At 61.5% G+C, this 23,190-nt stretch carries 22 protein-coding genes and 1 CRISPR repeat array; of the genes, 15 read left to right on the top strand and 7 right to left on the bottom strand.

The features are described from left to right. Window positions 1-1,000: 1,000 nt before the first annotated feature. On the top strand, window positions 1,001-1,945 hold the full coding sequence (locus JQS30_RS16280; protein ID WP_213171288.1) for a hypothetical protein: 945 nt from the start codon (window positions 1,001-1,003) through the stop codon (window positions 1,943-1,945). A gap of 79 nt (window positions 1,946-2,024) precedes the next feature. On the opposite strand, the gene JQS30_RS16275 is transcribed toward JQS30_RS16280, so the two are convergent. Continuing rightward, window positions 2,025-2,573, bottom strand: coding sequence for a hypothetical protein (locus tag JQS30_RS16275; protein WP_213171287.1), 549 nt, complete (start codon window positions 2,571-2,573; stop codon window positions 2,025-2,027). A gap of 116 nt (window positions 2,574-2,689) precedes the next feature. Continuing rightward, window positions 2,690-3,778 (bottom strand): DNA integrity scanning diadenylate cyclase DisA, encoded by a 1,089-nt coding sequence (gene disA / locus JQS30_RS16270; protein ID WP_213171286.1) that lies wholly within the window; start codon window positions 3,776-3,778, stop codon window positions 2,690-2,692. 124 nt (window positions 3,779-3,902) lie between these two features. On the opposite strand from disA, the gene JQS30_RS16265 reads away from it, so the two are divergent. Next, window positions 3,903-4,496 (top strand): hypothetical protein, encoded by a 594-nt coding sequence (locus tag JQS30_RS16265; RefSeq protein WP_213171285.1) that lies wholly within the window; start codon window positions 3,903-3,905, stop codon window positions 4,494-4,496. Between the two features lie 43 nt (window positions 4,497-4,539). Here JQS30_RS16265 and radA read toward each other — a convergent pair whose 3' ends face one another. Next, complete coding sequence (gene radA / locus JQS30_RS16260; RefSeq protein WP_213171284.1) at window positions 4,540-5,997, bottom strand: DNA repair protein RadA; 1,458 nt, start codon at window positions 5,995-5,997, stop codon at window positions 4,540-4,542. Window positions 5,998-6,336: 339 nt separating this feature from the next. On the opposite strand from radA, the gene JQS30_RS16255 reads away from it, so the two are divergent. Continuing rightward, complete coding sequence (locus JQS30_RS16255; protein WP_213171283.1) at window positions 6,337-6,750, top strand: SSI family serine proteinase inhibitor; 414 nt, start codon at window positions 6,337-6,339, stop codon at window positions 6,748-6,750. Window positions 6,751-7,105: 355 nt separating this feature from the next. On the opposite strand, the gene JQS30_RS16250 is transcribed toward JQS30_RS16255, so the two are convergent. Together JQS30_RS16250 and JQS30_RS16245 are read right to left on the bottom strand one after the other, a co-directional pair. Next, window positions 7,106-7,828, bottom strand: a complete 723-nt coding sequence (locus JQS30_RS16250) for a glycosyltransferase family 2 protein (RefSeq protein ID WP_213171282.1) — start codon at window positions 7,826-7,828, stop codon at window positions 7,106-7,108. Between the two features lie 527 nt (window positions 7,829-8,355). Continuing rightward, window positions 8,356-9,417 carry a chitinase gene (locus JQS30_RS16245; RefSeq protein ID WP_213171281.1) on the bottom strand — a complete coding sequence of 354 codons (1,062 nt, stop codon included), beginning with the start codon at window positions 9,415-9,417 and terminating at the stop codon, window positions 8,356-8,358. 333 nt (window positions 9,418-9,750) lie between these two features. Here JQS30_RS16245 and JQS30_RS16240 point away from each other — a divergent pair, with 333 nt between their 5' ends. After that, on the top strand, window positions 9,751-10,656 hold the full coding sequence (locus JQS30_RS16240; RefSeq protein ID WP_213171280.1) for an RpnC/YadD family protein: 906 nt from the start codon (window positions 9,751-9,753) through the stop codon (window positions 10,654-10,656). A 122-nt stretch (window positions 10,657-10,778) separates the two neighbouring features. On the opposite strand, the gene JQS30_RS16235 is transcribed toward JQS30_RS16240, so the two are convergent. Continuing rightward, window positions 10,779-10,943, bottom strand: a complete 165-nt coding sequence (locus JQS30_RS16235) for a hypothetical protein (RefSeq protein WP_213171279.1) — start codon at window positions 10,941-10,943, stop codon at window positions 10,779-10,781. Window positions 10,944-11,054: 111 nt separating this feature from the next. On the opposite strand from JQS30_RS16235, the gene JQS30_RS17435 reads away from it, so the two are divergent. From JQS30_RS17435 to JQS30_RS16190, 10 genes are all read left to right on the top strand, one after another. Beyond that, the gene (locus JQS30_RS17435; protein WP_246497955.1) at window positions 11,055-13,325 is read left to right on the top strand and encodes a hypothetical protein; all 2,271 of its coding nucleotides are present in this window, start codon (window positions 11,055-11,057) and stop codon (window positions 13,323-13,325) included. After that, window positions 13,219-13,749 (top strand): dCTP deaminase, encoded by a 531-nt coding sequence (gene dcd / locus JQS30_RS16230; protein WP_246498170.1) that lies wholly within the window; start codon window positions 13,219-13,221, stop codon window positions 13,747-13,749. The genes JQS30_RS17435 and dcd overlap by 107 nt, the downstream gene beginning before the upstream one ends. Window positions 13,750-13,891: 142 nt before the next feature. After that, a complete protein-coding gene (locus tag JQS30_RS16225; RefSeq protein WP_213171277.1) occupies window positions 13,892-14,674 on the top strand; it encodes a mechanosensitive ion channel family protein in 783 nt (260 codons plus the stop codon). A 237-nt stretch (window positions 14,675-14,911) separates the two neighbouring features. Next, entirely contained in the window at window positions 14,912-16,051 is a 1,140-nt protein-coding gene (locus JQS30_RS16220; RefSeq protein WP_213171276.1) for a mechanosensitive ion channel family protein, read from the top strand. An 88-nt stretch (window positions 16,052-16,139) separates the two neighbouring features. Next, entirely contained in the window at window positions 16,140-16,760 is a 621-nt protein-coding gene (locus tag JQS30_RS16215; RefSeq protein WP_246497954.1) for a TetR/AcrR family transcriptional regulator, read from the top strand. A 91-nt stretch (window positions 16,761-16,851) separates the two neighbouring features. Next, window positions 16,852-17,763: a hydroxymethylglutaryl-CoA lyase gene (locus tag JQS30_RS16210; protein WP_213171275.1), complete on the top strand. Its 912-nt coding sequence runs from the start codon at window positions 16,852-16,854 to the stop codon at window positions 17,761-17,763. 201 nt (window positions 17,764-17,964) lie between these two features. After that, window positions 17,965-18,541: direct repeats of the CRISPR family, unit length 28 nt; unit sequence ATGCTCCCCGCGCACGCGGGGATGAACC. 162 nt (window positions 18,542-18,703) lie between these two features. Beyond that, the gene (locus JQS30_RS16205) at window positions 18,704-19,126 is read left to right on the top strand and encodes a hypothetical protein (protein WP_213171274.1); all 423 of its coding nucleotides are present in this window, start codon (window positions 18,704-18,706) and stop codon (window positions 19,124-19,126) included. A 10-nt stretch (window positions 19,127-19,136) separates the two neighbouring features. Then, complete coding sequence (locus JQS30_RS16200; protein ID WP_213171273.1) at window positions 19,137-19,946, top strand: TetR/AcrR family transcriptional regulator; 810 nt, start codon at window positions 19,137-19,139, stop codon at window positions 19,944-19,946. Between the two features lie 166 nt (window positions 19,947-20,112). Beyond that, the gene (locus tag JQS30_RS16195) at window positions 20,113-20,373 is read left to right on the top strand and encodes a type II toxin-antitoxin system Phd/YefM family antitoxin (protein ID WP_213171272.1); all 261 of its coding nucleotides are present in this window, start codon (window positions 20,113-20,115) and stop codon (window positions 20,371-20,373) included. Continuing rightward, complete coding sequence (locus JQS30_RS16190) at window positions 20,358-20,765, top strand: PIN domain-containing protein (RefSeq protein WP_213171271.1); 408 nt, start codon at window positions 20,358-20,360, stop codon at window positions 20,763-20,765. The genes JQS30_RS16195 and JQS30_RS16190 overlap by 16 nt, the downstream gene beginning before the upstream one ends. Before the next feature lie 240 nt (window positions 20,766-21,005). Here JQS30_RS16190 and JQS30_RS16185 read toward each other — a convergent pair whose 3' ends face one another. Then, the gene (locus JQS30_RS16185) at window positions 21,006-21,665 is read right to left on the bottom strand and encodes a hypothetical protein (RefSeq protein ID WP_213171270.1); all 660 of its coding nucleotides are present in this window, start codon (window positions 21,663-21,665) and stop codon (window positions 21,006-21,008) included. A 79-nt stretch (window positions 21,666-21,744) separates the two neighbouring features. Between JQS30_RS16185 and JQS30_RS16180 the strand changes: the two genes are divergently transcribed. Next, on the top strand, window positions 21,745-22,635 hold the full coding sequence (locus tag JQS30_RS16180) for an HhH-GPD family protein (protein WP_213171269.1): 891 nt from the start codon (window positions 21,745-21,747) through the stop codon (window positions 22,633-22,635). Window positions 22,636-23,190 lie beyond the last annotated feature (555 nt).

The following is a 23,190-nucleotide window of genomic DNA, read 5'->3' as shown; positions in this document are numbered from 1 at the left end:
CCTCATCTAACGGCACGTCCCGACTGGATGTAGACATCGAACCATTCACCGGGCCCAGGATCGCCGCCACAGGTGGTCTATGGGTTCACCGAGATTTGATTGCGCATCGTTGGAACCGCCCCGGGAGGGGGCTTCCTGGCCAGGCGACAACCTCGCCGCTACCAGGCTAGGCAAGCACCACTTAGGGAACGTTCCACGAATGCCGTTCTCAGACCAGTGGGTCACCACAACAGACACACCCAACAGAAACCCACAACAGAATTCGGCGGGCCTATGCAGGCCCAGAAGGAACCACTACGTACCGGGCGCAACATGTGGCGATCCCACTAGGGCCCGTATGCGAACCGGTTCCTATCACCGCCGCCCGACCAGCTGAGACGACCGCGCACCGTCTGAGCAGGAACGGCACCACTAGCCCAGCACTAGTGCAGCGGAAGGCCTGCATACCGGCCCCCCATCACCAATCAGGCAGCGGCCAGAACCGCATGCCGGAAGGAGCGAAGCCACGTCCAATAAATAGTGCTGCTTGGTTGTGGCCTGTGGGCCCCGAGTGAGCAGCGAGCCACAAAGCCAAAGAAAACCCCCGCCTGCGCGGGGAGCGCGATTGTTATCGACACAGTCGGCCAAGTTGCTAGGGCTCGTCCACGCTGTGCTCCCCGCGCATGCGGGGATGAGCTCTACGGGCCTAAACGTAGGGGCAGGGACTTCCGTGCTCCCCGCGCATCTCTTGCCATTGCCGCGTGTGCCCACAATCTTGACCGGCGAGTGCCTGCGGATGGCATCCGGGCCACCACCTGCGTGGGCTTTTGATCCTGGGCGCGATCAGGCCAGATGCCAACTGTCGCCAAGAGGGCTCAGGCAGGTGTGTCTACTTCCATAGCGTAAGGACTTCCCGGTCTATGTGGCGACCTCGCCGTTACGGTAGGTGCGGTCCTTTGCTCATGGCAAAGGCGGTGCCCAACTCCTCTTTATGACCGTAGAAATTGAATGGTGCTGTTGTATGCGTAGCAAACTAATCCCGATGATCGCCGCAGCTTCGCTGCTGGGAGCGTGCGCGAGCGACACTGATGAATCGAGCCCGGACCTAGACTCAGACGTTGTCGAACAATATATGGCGCAATACATTGACAACAACATCGCGTATGAGGAGCTCCGAGCAGCCAAGGAACGGCTAGAGCAAATGTGCATGGAAGATCTCGGATACGACATCGGCGCATACAATTTCTACGGGGGCCTGTCCGAGGAGACGACAGATCGTGATGTCATGCGTTACGTCTGGACCAAACCCATCTTCGGGGAAGACTACCCAATGGTTCAGCGAAGGTGGGAAGACGGCGATAGCCACAACCCCTGGGATCTGTTGTCAGATGAGGAAAGAGACGAGATCTGGGAAGCCGCATATGGAGGCTCAGGCCACACTGAGGAAGTCGAGTTTCCAGCAGGTGGCGGCGTCGCTCAATGGTCAAGTGGTGGCTGTGCGGGCCAGGTCAATGACATAGTCCACGAGGGAGAGATCCGCGATTACATGGTGCTTTATGCCCAAGCCGTGGGCGGGCATTTTGGTACCTGGGACACCCAAGATGATGTGGTTGCCGCCCGTGCCGACTGGTCCAATTGCATGGAGGAGCACGGGTACCCGGAGCTGGAACAGCCCCGTGACGCCGCCTCGCTGGTGATGAGTGAGGCCATGATGCTTGGCGGAGGAGATGTTCCCCAAGAGGCTATAGAGGAGTTCGAGCGTTACCAGCGTGATATGAAGACGGCCGATATCGAATGCCACGACAGGTACGACCTGGAGGAAGTGCAGACCGAGGCCTATTGGCAGGAGCGAACCGCGATGTTGCTGGACTATGAGGTGGCGGTGTTCGCTTTCGCGGATGAGGCCCAGGAGGCCTTGGAGCGCGCACAGGACATCTTGGCAAGTGGCGAACTGCCAGCCAGTTAACGGACTCTCCGAGGCAATGCCCCCAGTTGTTCCGCTGGGGGCATTACCGCTGACTGGATAGTCGGGCCCGCTGGCGCGCTTAAGCCCACTCGTCTAGCCAGCTGTATTTCATGCGGGTGGCGCGTTCAATCGCCGCGACCATGGCAGCAGTTCCCAGGGCCGTATTGAGGGCCGCTGGCAGGTGCAGCGGCGAGGTGAAGCTGTAACCCCAGTCGCGTAGCGCGTCGATCTGGCCGATCTGCTCTGCCAATTGTGGCAGGCCCACGACCACCGCCGCCACGAGTGTCATCCACGATGCGAATCCGATCCAACGCGCTCGCTTCGGGTGCTTTTGGTTCCAGCGGAGTCGTTTGTATTCGATCGTGTCCGGGGTAGGTTTCAGCGCGGTCTTCACGCCGTTGACTTTGAGGTTGGCTTGCTTCACCCCAAACAGCGACAGCTTCACGCTGATACGAGCACCATCGTCCAATGTAAACTTTCCGGAGAAATCGCGTTGCTCGACTAGCTGCCGGTCGCGATACAGGGCCAACGACTTATCCCAGCCGAGAAAGTCAGCGGCGACCAGGTATTCGCATCCTTGATGCTCTGTGGCCAATGCGGTGCGCGTCAACGACTGCACGAACGTCATCGGCTTCCATGTTTCGCGGAACGTGCCCACCCCAGCCTCCCCGGTCGGCTAAGACCACGTTAACGGAACGTTCGCCTGCGCGCGGTCCTCAGTGGTGTGATCTTGACGGGCCTGCTTCAAACGTAGCGTTCCAGGATGGAGATTTCAGCTAGGCGGGAGAGCCCTTCGCGGATGCTTTCGGCGCGAGTTTGCCCCACGCCTTCGATCTGCATCAGTTCCTCAACCGAGGCGGCCATCAACGGTTGCAACGTTCCGTAGTATTCGACGGTGCGGTCCACGATCGAGGCCGGTAGGCGGGGCACCCGGGTCAACAGGCGCAACCCGCGTGGGCTGACCCGCTGTTCCAACACGTCCGCCCCGGTCCCAAAACCCAGCGCCGCCGCCACCGCCGTCAGGTCCAGCAGCTCGGTGGAGGACAAACGGTCCAGCTCCACCATGATTTTGCGGTAGCCCTCCGCCGAGGGCGCGTAATCGCGAATCACAAGGGCCCGGTCGCGTTCCACCCCGGCCATGAGCTCATCGAGCTGCAACGCCAACAGTCGCCCGTCGACCCCCAACTCGATGACGTAACCCTCGACCTCATCGGCGATGTGGCGCACCATCTCGAGCCGCTGGATCACCATCATCGCCTCGCGCACCGTCACCAAATCTTCGACCTCAAGCGCCGAGAGGGTACCGGTGATCTCGTCGAGTCGATGCTTATAGCGCTCCAACGTGGCCAACGCCTGGTTGGCGCGAGAGAGGATTTCGGCCGTCGCGTCCAAGACATGGTGGCGGTTTCCCAAGAACAGGCCGATAATGTTCATGGACTGGCTGACCGATATCACCGGGTAGCCGGTTTGTTTGGCGACCCGCTCGGCCGTGCGGTGGCGGGTGCCAGATTCGGTGGAGGGAATGGAGCGCTCCGGCATCAGGTGTACTCCGGCCCGCACGATGCGGGTCCCGTCGGTCGTCAACACGACTGATCCGTCCATTTTGCATAGCTCGCGCAGCCGGGTAGCGGAGAATTCGACATTGAGATGAAAACCGCCAGTGCACAGCGACTCGACCAGGTCATCGTGACCGACGATGATCAAGGCACCCGTGCGTCCGCGCAGGATTCTTTCCAGGCCGTCACGCAAAGCTGTGCCAGGGGCCATCATGGCCAGCGTCGCGCGCAAGCCGTCGTCGCGTATCGCGGGCACGGGGTCCTCTTTTCTATGCATCTACAGGTTGCATCTTCGTGCGCTGGCCTCCCAGTGTACGAAGAGCGGCACCCGATCTCTAGAGTGTGCCGCATAGCCCCAGGTGAAGCTACTTCGACTGGGCCGAAAGCCATGGGAGGTGCGCGTGGCACGCGCTAGCGAGTGGACGACAGTCCGGCGGCGGGTCCCCGCGCGTCGGCTGGCGTATTTGCTCGCCTATCTCATCGTAGTGGCGACAATGGGTTCTCTGCTGCATTGGATTCTCGCCACGGAGCCTGAGATTCTCGATTCCGGTGAGGCAAACCCCACAGTGCAGGTGAAGAGCTACTTCCTGCTCGTGGCGGCTATCGCCTCGGTGTTCATCCTCATACCCCTCATGCGCCCAGCGAAACTACTGGTCAACCACTACGGGCTTCGAGTGCGACCCAATAGCCACCGCGAGTTGCTCATCCCGTGGACCAATGTCGAGGAACTGGCCGCCATCTCGGTCGGTTCGCGACGCGGCAACCACTACTTGCTGATCGCGACCGACATCTACCTAGGGCGAGCCGGGTCGGATCGGCCCGGTTTCATGGCGCGGTCGGTTCTGCGCGAAGCGAACCGGGCCACCGAGGGCCTGGTGGCGGGCTTCGACTTGGCGGTACGACTGGACGACTTCAAAGACCCACCGCCACGAGTGTTGGCCGAGTTGGCCTCACACGCCCCGGGCCACGTGCAAGTGATCGACAGGTTGAAGTAAGCGGCTTATGCAAGAGGCACTCTCAGCGTTCTCGTCGGCTCGTTTACCTGCGTAAACTTCGCCTCCTGCGGCCTTGAACTCGCACTTTTGCATAAGCTTCTAAGTTCCGTTGCGCCCACGCCCGCGACGCGGCCCGCTTGGCTTCCTCCACGTTGGCCACTTCGACAACCTCACAACCGGCTGGTGTGCCCTCAGTGCATCCGGGCGGCACCAGCATGGTCTTAAACCCCAGTCGCGCGGCCTCAGCTAGTCGCCGGTCGACGTTCGCGCAGCGGCGAATCGCGCCCGTCAAGCTCACCTCACCAATGGCGACCAGGTCGGAGCTGATCGCCAAATTCTGCTCCACCGACGTGATCGCTAGAGCGATCGCCAGGTCCGCCGCCGGTTCTTTGACCTTCATGCCGCCCACAGTGGTCGCGTAGATCTCTTTGTCCAGCACTTTGACTTTGGCGTAACGCTGCAACACGGCCAGCACCATGTTGAGACGGGCCAGTTCCAGGCCCGAGACAGTGTGGCGCGGCACCGCTCCGTCTGCCACGCTGCGCCCCGCGAGTGCCTGCACCTCCACCAGGAGAGCCCGGCGGCCTTCCATGGCCACGGTGACGCAGGTGCCTGGGGTGGGTTCTTCGGGTTGTTCGGCCAGAAACAGCCCGGTCGGGTCGGCAATGGAGGTGATTCCGTCTTCACGCATCTCAAAACAGCCCACTTCGTCGGCGGGCCCGAATCGATTCTTCACTCCGCGCAGCAACCGCAGCATGGAATGGCGGTCTCCTTCGAAGTTGACCACAGTGTCAACCAAATGTTCCAGCACGCGCGGCCCGGCGATATTGCCGTCTTTGGTGACGTGACCGACCAAGATCACGGCGATGCCGCGGGCTTTGGCGACGCTGATGACGGCGCTGGCGACGGCTCGCACTTGGGTGACGCCGCCGGGGACGCCGTCGTTGTCGCCGGTGGTGACTGTTTGGACTGAGTCGAGGATCAACAGCCCGGGTTTGACGTCGTCGAGGTGCCCGAGTACGGCCGCGAGGTCGGTTTCTGCGGCTAGGAAGAGGTCGGGGTGGAGGCAGTCGGTGCGGTCGGCGCGGCGGCGCACTTGGGAGGCTGATTCTTCGCCGGTGGCCACGAGGGCTTTGCCGAAGCCCCGGGCGGCGAAGCGGTGGGCCACGTCGAGCAGCAGGGTGGATTTACCTACGCCGGGTTCTCCGGCGATGAGGGTGACGCCGCCGGGGACGACTCCGCCGCCCATGACGCGGTCGAATTCGCCGATGCCGATGGGGAGGAAGGCGGCTTTTTCGCTACTGACGTCGCCGATGGATTGAGCGGGCGTTGCTGGCCGGGCGACGCTGGCTGAGGCGGCGGCGCGGTGGGACTTGCGTACTTCGGGCGCGGTTTCCTCCATCGAACCCCATTCGCCGCAGTCGGGGCATTGTCCGAACCATTTGGGCACGCGGTGGCCGCAGATGGTGCAGGCGTACTGGGTGCGGGGAGCTTTAGCCATGGGGCTCAACCTACCGGCTGGGTGTGACGGTTGTGGACAGGGAGCGCTGGGCCAGTCGAGACCCATGCGGGGCCAGTGGGGTTGGTGAGGTGAGAGAGGTCATGCCGACGCCCTCACCTGCCATGATCACGATAAGTGTCAAGTGATGTGCCTAGTGTCACGCGATAGATTACGGCTGATACGCGGCAAGATCAAGTCTCGCAACGTGAGACAAAGGCGCTGGATGCGAGCTGTGGGCGATAGTTCGCATTTTTAATAGACGAACGCAAATACAGATACTTGTGAATGGCACGGGCCAGAAAGGGCGGTCAGTCGAAAAGGTGACGTTAAGCTAAATACATGATCAAACAGATCCTGAAAGTAACGACTGCTACCGCAGCTGCCGCAATGATCGCCGTTTCCTTCGGCGCAACCGCTTCCGCATCGTCTACCGATTCCGCGAATGCCACTGGTGAATTCAACCTCTTTGTTGAGTTCAACGATGGCTCCATCCAGTCGACCTCCGTCTCCTGCCCGGCCGGTAGTGGCGACCCCCAGATCATCTGGGATTCCTGCGCCCAGCTCACTGCCGCCAATGGTCACATCGAGGCCATCCCCGCTGATGGCGACATGATGTGCACGATGGAGGTCCGGCCCGCGACTCTGATCGCCGAGGGCACCTGGAACGGTGAGGCCCGCAGTTTCGAACACACTTTCTCGAACTACTGCGTTGGTCTGCGCGAGACCGGTGGCAAGCTTTTCGACAGCCACTAGAACCAGTCGAGTTCTCCACAGCATTGCCAACTTAATACTTATTCGAGCTATTGAATCAGTTGAGAAGAGTTCGCATCCTCTTCACCGTGAATTAACATTTCCCGGCACTGAAAAATAGCGCGAATGAGGTCGCAACCAATCTAGCCAGGCCACAAGCCAAAGGCAGAATGGTCCGCGATTTTCCCCAGAAAATGATCGGCTGCACCGCTACCGTGGTGCAGCCGTTTTTTGTGCGCTAGAACGAGAAGCAGCCTTCGGCAGGTACGGCAGCTCGTTTAGCAGCGTGTACGCCGCCTCGGGCGGCCTAGAGCCCGCTCTTTGGCAGGGCGCTAGGCATGCGTGCTGTGATGCGCGGTCATTCCCGGCCCGAGCCCACTTGCGTGGTGGTCTTGGGCTCTCGGCGCATCCGTTCGCGCCCCAGAATCCATATGGCCTGCACGCCGTCGGTCCAGGTGATCTTCTTACCTTCGTCGCGGGTGCGCGCCTTATAAGAGATGGGAACCTCGAAGGGCCGAATGCCGCGTCGTAGTAGCTTCGCGGTGATTTCGGCTTCCATCCCGAAGTCTCGCGAGCGGATGCGCAAACTGCGGTACAGGTCGGTGGGCAGCAGTTTGTAACACGTCTCCAGGTCCGACAAGTACGAGTTGAACAGCAGGTTCGCCGCTAGCGTGATGCCCTTGTTGCCCATGACGTACCAGAACGAATAGGAACTGTGGCTACCGAAGGTGCGTGATCCGTAGACGACCTTGGCACGCCCTTCGAGTACTGGCTGCAACAGTTTGGGGATGTCCTCGGCGTCATATTCGCCGTCGGCGTCGAACACCAGCAGGTACTCACCGGCGGCTTCCTTGGCGGCAGTGGAGATGGCCGCGCCTTTGCCACGATTATGAACATGTCGGTGCAGGTTGACGCGGGGGTCGTCAATGGTTTGCAGGATCTGCCATGTGGAGTCGCGGGAGCCGTCGTCGACGACTACCACTTCTATGGGGCAAGGGAAGTCAACGGCCAGCAGCTCCTTGAGGGTCCCCGCCACTTTCAACTCTTCGTTGTACACGGGGACCAATATCGACAACATCATGCCGATCACCTTGGCCTCACAGATCAAATGTGCAGGTGTAATTTGCCCTGCATGAATACCTAACCACCTTACCGGGGGCGGGGGTCTCAGCGAAAGTCACGAGTGGTGTCGGATAACCGCCTCACCTGCGCATCGTTTGTCGATCATGACTCTGACCAGCTAAAACACCAGTTCCTGGGTGGTTGTGGCGGATAGAAAGCGGCCGGGGCGCACAACTGCCGCGATGCGCCCCGGCCTCGGGGTGGACGGTTGATCAGGACACCCGAGGCGGATCGACGTTTCCGCCCCGAGCTACCCGGGAATTGATGCCATCCCGGGGTTCGGCATAGCCGTTGGTTCTCGCTCCTCCTCTCCCGTGGCTAGGCGATCTATGAGACCGCCGCGTCGCGGAAGGGGTGAGAGTGCGCGTACCCCTGCCCGGGCCTGTTCTCCTCGGTGTCCGCATCGGTAGCCGACCCTCCGTCAATGGCTACCGGTTCGAACACCGCAGGTGACCGGACTGTTGTGAGCTGCCGGAATCTGGCGGCCTAGGGGAACCCATCGAGGTGCGAGCCAACGGTGTTGGCGAACTGATAGCCATTGGTGGCGTCCCAATTGACCGACCAGGTCATGGCCCCGCGAATGTCGGGGTAGGTCTGGGAGGGGGTGAAGGCGCCGCAGTTTTCACCCTTGGCCAGACAGTCCAGGGCGTCGGTGACGACGTTGGCGGGAACGTAGCCGCCGCCAGCGGCGTTGGGTGTGGCGGGCACGCCCAGGCCCACTTGGCTGGCATCGAGGCCCGCTTCCAGCTGAATGCAGGCTAGCGACGTCAGGAAGTCGACGGAGCCTTGTGCGTACACCTGGTTGTCGCAGCCGAGCATGGTGCCGGAGTTGTAGTACTGCATGTTGACGATTGTCAGGATGTCTTGGGTGTTGAGCGCCAACTGGAAGTACTGGGATTGGGTGTTTTGCATGTCGATGGTTTGTGGCGCCATCGTGTAGATGAGACTGTCGCCGACTTGGTCGGCAATGGCGCGCATCCCGGTTTCGAGTGGTCCGGCGTGGATGCCGTGTTCGAGGTCGATGTCGACGCCGTCGAAGCCGTATTCGTCGATGAGGTCAAGGATGCTCGCAGCGAAGTTGAGGCCCTTTTGCTGGGTGTCGATGATGACGTTGCCTACTTCGCCGCCCACGGAGATGATGACTTTTTGGCCGTTCGCCTGGAGGGCGGCGATGTCGTCTTTGAAGTCGTCGTCTGTGTAACCCAGTTGGTCGGTTAGGTCGCTGTCGAGGTTGAATTCGACGGCTCCGGGCGGGTGGGCCACTTCGTCGGCGAAGGCTACGGCCACGATGTCGTATTCGGAGGGAACATCGGACAGCCGCAGCACGGTGGAGCCGTTGTCGAAGTTGTGCCAGTAGCCGGTGATGGCGTGGGCCGGGAGGTCGTTGGTGGAGAGTTCGGAGGTGGGGGAGATGTCGTTGGGGGAGGAGTCATCGGGGGTGTCGAGAGGGGATGCGAGGGCCCCATTGCCGATGGCTACCGGCACGGCGACGGCTAGGGAGGCCGCTGTGGCAACCGTCCAGCCTGCGCGGGTGCGTCGCGCGACCATGGGAGTCACCTTTCTCTGAGGCATACGTACCGTTTGGTACATAAACTTTACTTATGAATAGGCAGAGTAGCCACGGTCACAGTCAAAAGTCAATGGACCAGGGCAAACCGGAACGAATCGGCCCAATATCTGAGACGTGCGGGTGTCAAAATGCCGTATATCTACATATTTCGCTGCCGTGCCTCCCATACAGTGGTCGCGCAGCTGAGGTGAGAGAGGCGCGTATAGGTGCGGGGCACACTCGGAGCTTCTGTCACTTATGTGACTTCTGCCTGTCCGTTAGTACTAGTGTGGCGCAACGGATCTCGGCCCCACCCTTCGTAGCGTTGTTCCATGCCTAATTTCAAACACGAGACCCCGCTGCGGGTGTTCCAGACCAAGCCCGCAGTGGCGGGCGCACTGTTGCGTATGGCATTTGGCAAACACCTGCCCGACTTCGCCACAGTGGAGCCGTCATCGGAAGCACTGACAGACGTGCGCCCCGTTGAGCTCAACTGCGATTCCGTGCAGATATGCCGAGACACCGAAGGTGAGATCGTTTTCGCCGTCATCATCGAGGTGCAAAACCGGCCCGCAGTCGACAAGCCATACGGCTGGATTGCCTATATGGCCAACCTGGAGCGACGTCTCAAGTGCAATGTCGCGCTGCTGGTCTTCTGCCCAGATCGGCGCACCGCCGCATGGGCGAAGAACGCAGGCTGTGACCGGTTGTGGGGGCTCGAATTCTTTCCCCAGGTCGTCGGTCCCGAGGAGGTGCCCGAGGCAAGGAATCGTCGCGAAGGGCCGTACGCGTTGGCCGAAACCGTGGTCTCGGTGCTTATCCACCACGACTCGCCTTGGAGACCGCAAATCATCGAAACCCTGGAAGCTGAACTGCGAGAACTCAGCCAGGAGGAGGCAATAGAATATGCAAACGAGATCTTTCCCAGCTTCGACGAAGCGGATTCGGAGACGATAAGGATGGTCATGATGCCAGAGGTTTATCCTTTTCACCGCGCGCTCGTCGGCGATTCGTACGAGACAATCAAAGCCGAAGGCAAAGCCGAGCGTGAAGCAAACCTGGTGCTGCGCCTACTTACAAACCGATCCGTGGCTGTTACGGACGATCAGCGCGAGCGAATCGAGTCGTGTACTGACCTCGACCAGCTCGATGAATGGTTCGACCGCGCGATGGTGGTCACCGACGCGGCGGAAATGTTCGATCAGTCAAGTGGCGAAGCCGCAGCTGAGAAAAGCTAGATGGCCGCGCAGCGGCTACCGTAGGGCTGATCAGCCGCCTGCGGTGCGCTCCCGCCGCCGCGACCCCACGGTGGGGCAGCAAAGTCCACGAGGGGCACGGCGGCGGGGCCGAAGATGTACCACTAAATCCACCAGAGGCCCTGCGGCGTCAGGTAGGCGTGGCCAATCGGTTTGGCGTCACGGTTGTCCGCGCGCCGAATCTCGATCGAGTCGCCCTGCCACGAACCGTGCAGGTAGTAGTAGCGGTCCTCGGTTTGACCGGTGCTGACTTCTGCGCTCTGCCCCATTGCCCCGGCCCGCCGCTGGCTTTCGTCCCCATCACACTCCCAAACCAGCGTGAAATTTTGGTCGACCCCGAAGGTCCCCCTGTGCCCCTTCGATGCGGTTTAATCGAGTCTGTGCTGCTGTGCGTATTGGTCACTGGGCTACTCGGGGTACTGGCGTTCGCCGTGCGCCCCAACCCCGTCACCGGAAGACAAACCGGCAGCGGCCCCTCCCGTAAAGTCGTCGCCCCCATCCGCCTGGCCATCGTGCGTGCCGCACTTCTGTTGGGAGCCTTCGGCGTCCTCACTATCGAGACACTCAGCCGTTTCGACGCCCTCACCCGCAACCACATCATCGCCGCCTGGCTGTTGGCCTGCATCGCCACCGCCGCCACCGTGACCTGGCGACTGCGCCGCGACCAAAGCCACGCCGAAGGCTCCGCCTGGCCCGGCGGCAAAGGCTCCACCCTCGCCCGGCTCCACCGAAGCGCACTACGCCGACACCGCCTGCCGCGCTGGCATTGGTGGACCGCCGGGGTCGTCGCAACCATCGCCGCCGGGGCATTCATCCTGGCGATAGCCTCGGCCCCCAATAACTTCGACTCCCAGACCTATCACCTGCCCCGCATCGAACACTGGGTACAGCAAGGCAACGTGCAGCCTTGGGCCACCGCGATTCACCGCCAGATCGACATCAACCCCGGGGCCGAGTACTTGCTGGCCCACCTCCGTTTGGTCTCCGGCAGTGACGCGGCGTATAACCTACTGCAATTCGCCGCCGGGATCGGCGCGATCATCGCCGCCAGCCGCATTTGCGCCCAACTGGGCGGCAGCCGCAACGCCCAAGTGATCACCGTGGGAGTTTTGGCCACCACGCCCGAGATCATCTTGCAAGCCACCTCCACCCAGGTCGACCTGGTGACCGCCGCGTGGGTGGCCTGCCTGGCGACGGTGTCACTGGACGCACGCCTCCGTGACCTGGGTTATTTGGCCCTGGCCACCGGCCTTGTCGCGGTCACCAAATCCAGCGGATTGCTCGCCGTGGGTTTTCTCCTGCTGCTGTGGGGCATTAGGCGTCTTATCCAGGATTCGCGACCCAGCCAAACAGGAACGCGCGCCTCGCGTTACGCCAAGACCGTCGGGGCTTCGGTGGCCATTGTGCTCATCGGGTTGATCATCGCCGGGCCACATCTGTGGCGGATGCAGACGACCTTTGGTCACCCGCTAGGACCCGAGCAACTACATGAGTCGATCACCGTGCAATCGGATGACCCGCGATTGTGGCTGGTCAACGGGCTTAAAATCACCCACACCGCGCTCGACACACCAATACAGCCGCTCTCTGAGGCCCACGCGCAGCTCGTTCGCGCCGCCTCGGCCATCCTCGGCGTCGACCCCAACGACGAGGCGATTACCTTCGGCTCCACCACTTGGCCAGTCGCATCGTGGTACCCCGACGAGGACCGCGCCGCCCTGCCCATCACCGGCCTAGCGGCGATCATCGCCACGCTGGCACTCATGATCCGCCCCAACCGACACGGCACCACCTTGGCGACCGTGCGCCGAGCCTATGCCCTAATCCTGGTTCTCACCGCCATCGCGTTCGCCGCCAGCGTGCAATGGCAGCCCTGGATCAACCGGCTGTACCTGTTTCTAGTGGTATTGGCCGCGCCGCTGATCGGCATTGGTATCGCCGCCGCACTACGGCAAGCCAGCCGCCTACGGCGACAGCCGCCCGGGAAAGGACCAGGCGTCACCTGGGCGACTGCCATCTCCCGGCGGTGCAAACGCGCGTCAATCCTGGTCACAGTGGTCGCGCTCGCGGCGACCGCCGCGCTAGCTGGGGTTTTGACGGTCGCCTATGGCTACCCGCGTCGCCTGGTCGGGGAGCTGTCTGTTTTCGCGACCACCGAATCAGAACAGCGATTCATGCGCCGTAGCCATTGGCAAGAGCAGTACGAGGCCGCCGCGAGCGCGGTGGCCGATAGTGGCGCGCAGCGGGTCGGACTGGTGCAAAGCAACGACTCGTGGGAATATCCGTGGTGGCTTTACCTGCCCGAAGGCACCACGATTGTGGCCTTGCAGTCGAGGATTCCCGGCTACCCGCCCGCGTCGGCCGCTGAGGTCGACGCGATCGTGTGCGCCGAGGCGCTACAGGAATGCCAACGGCTCGCGCCGCCCAATTGGGACGTATACCTATTTGACGACGTGGGCTACGCCCTGCCGCCAGCGCGGCGGTTAAGCTTCCCTTATGTTGCTTTCCGACCGCGATATTCGCGCCGCCGTCAAAGAAGAACGCCTGCATCTGGAGCCCTTCTGCGAAGAACTTATCCAGCCCTCCAGCGTCGACGTGCGTCTCGACCGCCGCTTTCGGGTGTTCAACAACCAGAAGTACACGCATATTGATCCAGCGGTGCAGCAAGATGACCTGACGGTGCCGGTTGAGGTGGAAGACGGTGAGCCTTTCGTCTTGCATCCGGGCGAGTTCGTGCTTGCCGCGACGCTGGAGTGTGTGACGCTTCCCGATGACATCGCCGGTCGCCTGGAAGGAAAATCCAGTCTTGGCCGCTTGGGTCTGCTCACTCACTCGACGGCTGGTTTCATCGACCCCGGTTTCAATGGGCATGTCACTTTGGAGCTGTCGAACGTGGCGAATTTGCCGATCACTTTGTGGCCGGGCATGAAGATCGGCCAACTGTGTTTGTTTGGCCTGTCGTCGCCTGCTGAGCATCCGTACGGTTCGGCGGTGAACGGTTCGCGTTACCAGGGGCAGCGCGGTCCGACCCCGAGCCGTTCGTGGCAGAACTGGACGACTTGGGCCACGGGCTGACGGCCCTGTGACGCGAATCCGACCCATATTAGTGTCCACTTTTGAGGTTTTTCGCTCGCTGGGCATAAAATTCGCGTCTTTAATGACCGAAATTTAGCGAAATAGTCCGAATTGAAACGTGATCTGCCTTACGCTCCGGAGTATGGATATCACGCAGAGCTTCCAGAACTCCCTGGACGCGCTAGGAGAGTTCCTACCGCGAGCCGCACTATTTCTTGTCATCCTGATCGTTGGTTGGTTCATCGCCAAGATGATCGGGAAGGCCATCGGGAAGATACTTGGGAAGGTCGGGCTCGACAAGGTAGCCGACCGCGCAGAGCTGCGCCGCTTCACCGGTAAGTACACGGTCAGCCAGCTCATGGGCCGACTTGTCTACTTCGCCCTGGTGCTGGTCGTGCTGCAACTGTCGTTTGCGGTATTTGGCCCCAACCCGGTATCCGACCTGCTGAACAACCTCGTGGCTTGGCTGCCGCACCTGTTCGTCGCCGCAGTGCTCATCGTCATCGGTATGGCGATCGCCAACGTTGTCCGCGAACTCATCTCCGGCACGCTCGAAAACACCAGCTACGGCAAAGCCCTGGGCATGGCCGCCCAGGTCGCCATTGTCGCGATCGTGGCCGTGGCCGCGTTTGCCCAAATCGGCGTCGCTACCGTCGTCCTGGTTCCGATCCTGTGGACCGTATTGGCCATGGTCGCCGGTGTCGTCATCGTCGGCGTCGGCGGTGGACTCATCGGCCCCATGCGTTCCCGTTGGGAACGTGCCCTCAACGCCGCTGAGGAGGAGGCTCCGAAGATGAAGGAGGCCGCCGCATCCTCCAACGCGAACACCGGTGAGGGCCCGATGCAATCGGACTACCAATCGTCGAACTACGAAGCGGCGATGGACACCCAAAGCGAAGAGATTCGCCACCGAACCGAACAGTAAAAGAGCATTAGGCGCTGCTCTGCAAGCCCTGTCGACCTCCGCAACGGGTCGACGGGGCTTTGTTTATGAGGCGCTCTCTCGGCCGCGAACTGGCACAGCGCCCGGCGCGTTTTCCCAGGCCCGCAGAACCGTTGCGCGCAAGGCGCATCGGCCCCGCCTTGCCCCGCGTACAAGTCGGAACACTATCCGCGAAGGTGTGTGCTGACACGACTTCACGTTTCCATTAGTTTAATTACTATGTTGGAACTGCCCCCTTGGATTGAGCTGCTCCTGGTTGCCCTTGCCTCAGCAGCATTCGTCAGCCTCCTCAAGCTCTTCGGCAAACTAGCTCTACGCAAACACAAGAGCGAGACCGCCTCCCGCATCTTCGGAAAAGCACTGCGCCCCGGGCAACTCATGGCCGCGACCGGCGCCATCCAAGCCTGGATCTCGATGTTCTTTTCCGACACCGAATGGTCGGCCGGAATCTCCAAAGTGATGCTCATCGGGACCCTCGCCTCAGGGGCATGGCTGGCCACAAACCTGCTGACCCTAGCCCGCGAAAGCCTGGAGAGACACTTCGGCTCATTCGACACCGAAAACATCGACGGCCGCCGCCGCCGCACCCAAATCAATGTCATGCACCGACTACTGGTGGCCTTGGCATGGACCCTCGTCGTCGGCGTGTTCATGTGGAACATGCCCAACGCGCAAGCCATCGGAGCCTCGTTGCTGGCCGGGGCCGGGCTCGCGGGCATCATCGCCGCCCTCGCCGCCCAAACCATGCTGTCGAACCTGTTCGCCGGGATCTCCCTGGCCTTCGGCGACGCACTACGCCTCGAAGACGTCGTCGTGGTCGAAGGCGAATGGGGATGGATTGAAGAGATCACCCTCTCCTACGTCGTCGTGCGCATCTGGGACGAACGACGCCTCGTACTGCCCACCTCCTACTTCAAAGACAACCCCTACGTCAACTGGACCCGGCACAACCCCGCCTTGCTGGGCACCGTCTACATGGACGTCGACTGGCGACTACCCGTCGACGAGGCCCGCCGCGAACTACGCCGGGTCGTCTCCGACAACCCACTATGGGACGGACGCCGCGCCTCCATCATCGTCGAACACACCATCGGCCCCTACATGCAAATTCGGCTCCTCATCTCCGCGGCCAACCCCGACGACCAGTGGGAACTACGCTGCGAGGTCCGAGAGGCGATGATCAAATGGATCGTCGCCAACCACCCGCACTGTGTGCCACGTATGCGCGTCAACACCTACCAGTCCAGCCTCAGCCCCGAGGGCCTCGACTCAACCCCAGAACTGCATATGGGCGACACCCTGACCCAAAAAGAAATGATGTCACGGCTCCCGCAGCAAGACCGACAGCTGAATTCGTGACCGGTCCACACGCCCACCACGGCCCCAGCCGCCGGACGCAAACAAACCTAAACCGAGAACGGAGCCAACCGGCCGGTAACCTGAGAACGTGAGCATCAGCGAACCCGCCCCCCACCCGGCCAGCGCCAACAATGCGCGAGGCAGCAAACGGCGTCAGCAAATCCTCGACGTGGCCATCAAGCTGCTGGCCCGCCACGGCTACCACGGCGTGTCCATGGACGACATCGGCGCGGCCGCGAACATCACCGGGCCCGCCCTTTACCACCACTTCAAAGGCGGAAAAGAGCAGATGCTCGCCGAAGCGCTCATTCCCGTCAGCGAACGCATGCTCGCTGGCGGCAAACAGCACTCGGGCGGACCCAACCCGCCCGACCCCGCGGCCGCCCTCGAAGCCCTAGTTAACTTCCACGTCTCCTTCGCCGTGGAATCCCCCGAAGTGATCGTGTTGCATCTGCACGAACTCGACCGTCTCCCCGAAGAACCTCGCAAAAGAGTCCGCAAACTGCAACGCGCCTACGTCGAGGAATGGGTCGGCCTGCTATGCCGCCTGCGACCGGGCCTCAAACCCGAAGAAGCCCGCGTCCTCGCCCACGGCGCATTCGGCCTCATGAACTCCACCCCCTGGTTGGCCCTGCGCGACGAAGTCACGCCCGAAGACACCAAACAGCTGCTCTGCCAAGCGGCCCTAGCCGCCCTCGCCCCGAAGTAATTCGCGACCTCTGGCCCCGGCGATACACTCAAAGCAAAGGCGACACATGCCTGAGTAACCGCCGATGGTCCACCAAGAGAGGACGCTTCTGATGACGCGACCGAAATCCGTATCCCTGCGTGAAGTCGGACCCCGCGACGGGCTGCAAAGCGAAGCCCCAGTCGAGACCGACGCAAAGGTGCAGCTGATCGAGAAGCTCTCCGCCACCGGGTTGCGGCGCATCGAAGCGGTCAGCTTCGTCCACCCGAAGGCCATCCCGCAAATGGCCGACGCCGACGAAGTGTGGAAACGCGTGCGGCCCGTCGAAGGCGTGCGATACTCGGCCCTAGCCCCCAACGCCCGCGGAGTATCCCGAGCCCTCGACCACGGATTCCGCGAAATCGAAGTGGTCGTGTCAGCCTCCGAAAAACACAACCAGTCCAACCTGAGGCGCTCCGTGGCCGAGTCTCTCGCCGAATTCCCGCCGCTGCTACAACAAGCCCACGCGGCGAACGCCAGTGTCGAAGTGATCGTGGCGACCAGCTTCGGATGCCCCTACGCGGGCGACACCGACCCCGCTGCGGTCGCCAGCATCATCGAACAACTGGTAGACCAAGGCGTCGACCGAGTCGCCTTCGGCGACACCACCGGGATGGCCACCCCCTACCGGGTGCAAGCCCTGCTCGACGCCGTAAAACCAGTGTCGAAAGAACTGCCTGTGCTGCTGCACTTCCACAACACGCGCGGTACGGCGCTGGCCAACATCCTCACCGCCTTGGACTACGGGGTGACCGAGTTTGACGCGGCCGTGGGCGGCTTGGGCGGCTGCCCCTATGCGCCGGGCGCGTCGGGGAACGTGGCGACCGAGGAAGTCGTGCACATGCTGCACGACATGGGAATTGACACGGGTGTTGATTTGGATAAGTTGCTAGAGGTGGCCCAGTTCGCCCAAGAGATGGTGGGCAAGGAGCTCCCCAGCGGGGTGCTGAAGGCCGGGCCGAGGACGCGGCTTAGCGCGCTATAGGTCTTGCCAGGCGCTGCGTAGCGCGGCTCAGGAGCGAGCACTTGCTAGCTAGGTTCGGTGAGGCACAGAGCCGGGGTTTCGGTACAGCGTGTCACGAGCGGTGTTGTCTGCGAAGGGGAAGGCCCGGAACAAAGCGAGCTCATCGAGCCGAAAGTGAATGAAAATCGGCCATGGGCGGTGTTACGATGCTGGTCAACAAGTATGCTCCCCGCGCACGCGGGGATGAACCCCGCAACGCGGCCATGAATTCAGAGGACAAGTGATGCTCCCCGCGCACGCGGGGATGAACCCGGGACAGACCTAGCTAGGATCGCTGATATCGAATGCTCCCCGCGCACGCGGGGATGAACCGCGGCGAATTCTTTCTACGCTGTGGGGTTGGGGATGCTCCCCGCGCACGCGGGGATGAACCCCCTTCATCCCCTTCACCATCTCCCACACCTACATGCTCCCCGCGCACGCGGGGATGAACCTGAGTTCATGGGTAAGAGAGCGCGAAACACCCTATGCTCCCCGCGCACGCGGGGATGAACCTATCGGCGTGTGTGTCATTGGCACATATACCAAATGCTCCCCGCGCACGCGGGGATGAACCTGATCGTGGTCGATATCAAAAATGTTCACACCAATGCTCCCCGCGCACGCGGGGATGAACCGGTAAAGAATATTCGTAAGGCAATGAGAGATAAATGCTCCCCGCGCACGCGGGAATGAACCCTCAGGCCGCAACGTAGCGCTGTCTGAACTTGCATGCTCCCCGCGCACGCGGGGATGAACCTCCGCTTATCTTTTCGGTGCTGCCTGGTGTTGCCACGAAAGTCGGTCTGCACCAGTAGTTTCTCGTTCTTCCTATCCTCAGTTTGAACATGTTCAAAAGATCCTGTACGCTCAGATTCATAATTGAACACGTTCAAATCGTGTCCGATAGAAAGGAACCCCCATGGAAACGGACATGGCCATCGTCAGCTACTCGGTCTATCTTGGATTGGCCTTCGTGCTGACAGTCTGGGTAGGGCGCACCCTGGGCAGCAACGGCTACCACTTCATCAAGGACGTCTTTGCTGGCGACGAAGAACTTGCCACCGCTGTCAACAAACTGCTGCAAGTCGGCTTCTACCTGCTGAACTTGGGCTTCGTCGTCTTCTGGATGCCCGTCACCGAAGCCATCCACACCCCGCGCGACGTCTTCGAGACGGTCGCCTTCAAGCTGGGCGCCGTCCTGCTCATTCTGGGGGCCATGCACGTTCTCAACGTTGTCGTCCTCAACCGAATCCGCCGCAATGGGAATGCGTCGGCGGGTTCACTGTCACGACTCGAGCCACCCCCGCCTAGCAGCGAGCCCAAGCCCAAGGTCGCCACGTAGGATCGAAATCGTGACAACACCGGCTTCAGACGCGGGTAAACGCCCTGAAATTAGCCCCACCCAGCCCAGTGGAGCAGCTGCGTATACAAGTGCGCGCAGCAAGGGCGAACGCACCCGACAAACCATCATGGACACAGCCCTCAAGATGTTTGTCGAGCATGGATACGAAAAGACCACCATGCGTGCGATCGCGGCTGAAGCCGGTGTCTCCGTAGGCAACGCCTACTACTACTTCTCCTCCAAAGATCACCTCATCCAGGGCTTCTACGAACACAGCACCACCCGGCACGTCGCGCGAGCCCGCGCCCGAATAGCAGCCAAAGCCTCCACCGAAAAGGCCGGGAAGCCAAACCTGGCCGACAGCATCGAAATAGCGTTGGTGTCATGGCTGGAAGTTTCGCGGCCCTACCACAAATTCGCCGGCCAGTTCTTCCGCAACGCAGCCGACCCCGACAGCCCACTGAGCCCCTTCTCGCCCGAATCGTCCGTCTCTCGCGAACGCACGATCGATCTCTACCGAGAAATCCTGCGCAACACCGCGACCAAGGTCCCGCCGCAAATGACCGAGACATTGCCCCAGATGATGTGGCTACACCAAATGGGCCTCGTCCTCTTCTGGGTGTACGACAAGTCCGACGAGCAGACCCGAAGCTACGCGCTGGCGCGCAAGACAGCACCCATGGTCGCTCGGGCGATCACGCTATCGCGCTACAAGTTGCTGCGGCCATTCGTAAAACAGGCCGAAGACTTGATGAACGATTTTCTCCTCGGTGACAAAGCTCCGAAGGAGAGCGAGCACATTGAGCCGAAAAGTGAATGAAAAACGGCCATGGACGGTTTTACGTTGCTGATCAAGTGGCAAAGCTCCCAGCACACGCGGGGAGCAACCTACCAGACTGACTTTCGTTCGCAAGTGACATAAACGTTCCCCGTGCAACAGTCTGTTTTACCGCTAGTGAAGAGCATTTATCTGATAGTTAGATTCCATGAAGCTGATAACTGTTACTGAGGCTTCGCGACACTTCGCAGCTACGATCAACGAGGTCGAGCGAGGCGAGACGATCATCATCACTCGTGGCGGACAGCGTGTTGCCAAGCTCGTCCCGACGCCAAAGGTCAATGGTGGTGAGTTCCTCAAGGCGATGGCCGACTTCCGGCAGAGCCTTGACGAGCACCGGGAAGCAGATGTTCGCTCCGCGCGAGAGGCTGTCGATCACGATTCGAGGAACTTGTGGGACGACGAGTAATCCTTGACACGGGAGTGCTGGTTGCTGCCGTGCGCGGGAGGATTTCGCTGGACTCGGTCTGCTTCGACGATGACGACATCGCCATCGCAGCCGTCACGGTTGCCGAACTGCTGGCGGGTGTGGAGCTGGCCAATGATTACAACCGAGGGATGCGTCAACGCTTTATCGATACCGTCTTGGCACTTGTCCCAGCTGAGGATTACAACATGACTGTGGCCAGGGTCCACGCGAGGCTCTTGGCGTATGTGAAGTCCCAGGGCAAGAAGCGAGGCGCCTACGATCTCATGATTGCCGCAACGGCCGTGGCAACCGCCCGATCGGTTGTAACGACAGATGAATCAGCATGTTTCGATGAGCTCCCAGGGGTTTCAGCGATCGTAGCGCGACCTTAGTAAGCACAGAGCGGTTCCTAAGGTGTGGTTGCTTCGGGCGAGTGGCTCCAGGTGACACGTACGGTCACGCTAGATACACATTGCTACACCCCTCGCAAAAAAGTCGAAAAGTATATGAACGATTTCCTGATCGGCTTTACCGGCACGACCGTAGCGCCTGAGTCACCGTGAATGGAATTCGACTGATGGCAGCGCCAAGCTTTAGGTCAATAAGTGTTTTCCATGCACGCGAGGGCTGCGCTAGTCCAGCGTTATCGTCACCGGTTCGCTTTCCCAATCGGCCATGACCGCTTTGAGCTCGTAGTCTCCGCTGGGGAGCCGACGTGCTTCCCCCGCGCATCCTTCCGCCGAGGCAATGCCCTGGAAGTTGAATTGCGCCATCTCGCCGTCCCCGGCGGGGAGCTCGTTTGACTGAATGTCGGAGTCGTCGCCGCAGTCGGCCGAGCTGAAAACTTGCTCGGTGCCCGCCAGCGCCACCAAAGCTAGCTCGTCAATGGGGGCCAGGCACGGTTGTGAGCTGCCGTTGGCCACGAGCACGCTGGTAGGCACGTCGGTGCCAGCGGCGGCCGACTCATAGGCTGGCACGACCTGCAAGCTGACGTCGTTTTCTTCGCAATCGGCTGGCCCTTCGGGTTCGGGCTCTTCTTCGTCGGGTTCTTCGCCGTCGACGTAGGGACGTTTGACGTCGCGGCTGGGGGTGGCGTCGTCGGCGGGGACTGTTGCCTCCTCGTTGAGGACTGTTTCCGAGGAGGTGTTCTCGGTGTCGGTGTCGTCGTCCCCGCTGCCGATCGCGCGGCAGGCTATCGCGATCACCATTACCAACGCGAGCAGCGCCCCGACGGCGATCGCCCGCCGTCGCCAGTAAACACCCGGTTCTTCCCGGCCCACAGTTAGTCGCATGATGGGGAACGCTATCGCAGCTCACGTCCCCGGCGCAGCCGCGACACGCACCCGGTTCAGGTAAGAGAGAATGGGCCGCATGGATTCTGTTGCCCCCGATTGGCTCGCCAAAGCGCTCATTCCCTGGTTTGAACAGAATCAGCGCTCCGAATTGCCTTGGCGGCAGCCTGGCACGACCGCGTGGGGAGTGCTGGTTTCGGAGGTGATGAGCCAGCAGACGCCCGTGGCTCGGGTCGCGCCCGCGTGGGAGGCGTGGATGGCGGCCTGGCCGACCCCGGCCGATCTCGCGTCGGCAGCCACCGGGGACGTCTTGCGCGCCTGGGGCAGCCTGGGCTATCCGCGCCGGGCTCTGCGGCTCCAAGCCTGCGCCGAACGCATCGCCGAGCACCATGGAAACGTGGTGCCTCGCCAGTTGGACCAGTTGCTCGAACTGCCTGGCATTGGCACGTACACGGCCGCTGCGGTCGCTGTGTTCGCCTACCGGCAACGTCACCCGGTCGTTGATACGAATGTCCGGCGGGTGGTGGCCCGGTTGGCGGGCGAGCGTGACGCTGGCACCGCGACCACCAAGCGGGACTTGGCCGCGATGGAGGCTTTGCTGCCCGCCGACGAGGAGACTGCCTCCGATGTCTCCATTGCGATCATGGAGCTTGGGGCGCTGGTGTGTACCGCTCGCAGCGCCGGATGCGAGGTTTGTCCGCTGCGGGAACGTTGCGAGTTCGCCTCGCGGGGCCTCAAGCCGTTGGACGGCCCTAGCCGGAAGCCGCAAAGGTACGCGGGCACGAACCGGCAGGTGCGCGGCTTGATTCTCAATGAGCTGCGTTCCAGCCAAGGGACGATTCCACGAGCTCGCATTGACGCGGTGTGGTCTCAGGAAGCGATGCGTAACGAGGCGTTGGCGCAGTTGCTGGAAGAGGGGCTTGTCGAGTCTGATGGTGCTGGCAACTTTGGTTTCCCAGGTTCGCTCTGACCCGAGGTGAGTCCTGGCGCGGGTTGAATGGAGAACTCAGCCGCTGGTCGACCCAGCTTTCGAAAGCGACCGCCTGGGCCGCTGGTGCTCCCAATTTGCTCCCAGGTTCTCCCCAAGGTGGGAGCAAAGTAGGAGGTGGCGCATGAGTGATCCCTCGCGCGGCGGCCCCGACTGGTCGGTGAGTACGGGTCGGCAGCGGACGCCGCCGGTGATTGGTGCCGCTGCCGCGATGAGTCCCGATCCCGGCACGTGCCTTGTCTGGTTTTTAGTTGTTTTGCCTGCTGAAGGTGCATATGCGTACCGGGAAAGGTCGTCAAGATCCTTCTCACTTGCGCACCAGAGGGCTAAACTGGGGGTTGAGAAATCTTCACTTAGCTGGGTGGGGCATGAACTTAATAAGGGTTAGTTGGTGGTAGAGCGTCCCACTCTCCGGGGCGCCAGCCCAGCGTATTCCCGCGATTCGCTGTTGCTGGGTAAATCCACCGGTCCTGGAGGCCGCCCCTGGCGGCGGAATACTACGACGGTGCGGCTTACGCGCAGGAGAAGGTCGCACCG

The organism is Natronoglycomyces albus (genome assembly GCF_016925535.1).
Taxonomy (GTDB): Bacteria; Actinomycetota; Actinomycetes; order Mycobacteriales; family Micromonosporaceae; genus Natronoglycomyces; species Natronoglycomyces albus.
Note: the sequence above shows the minus strand (reverse complement) of the source record. Positions and strands in the feature narration are given on the sequence as shown.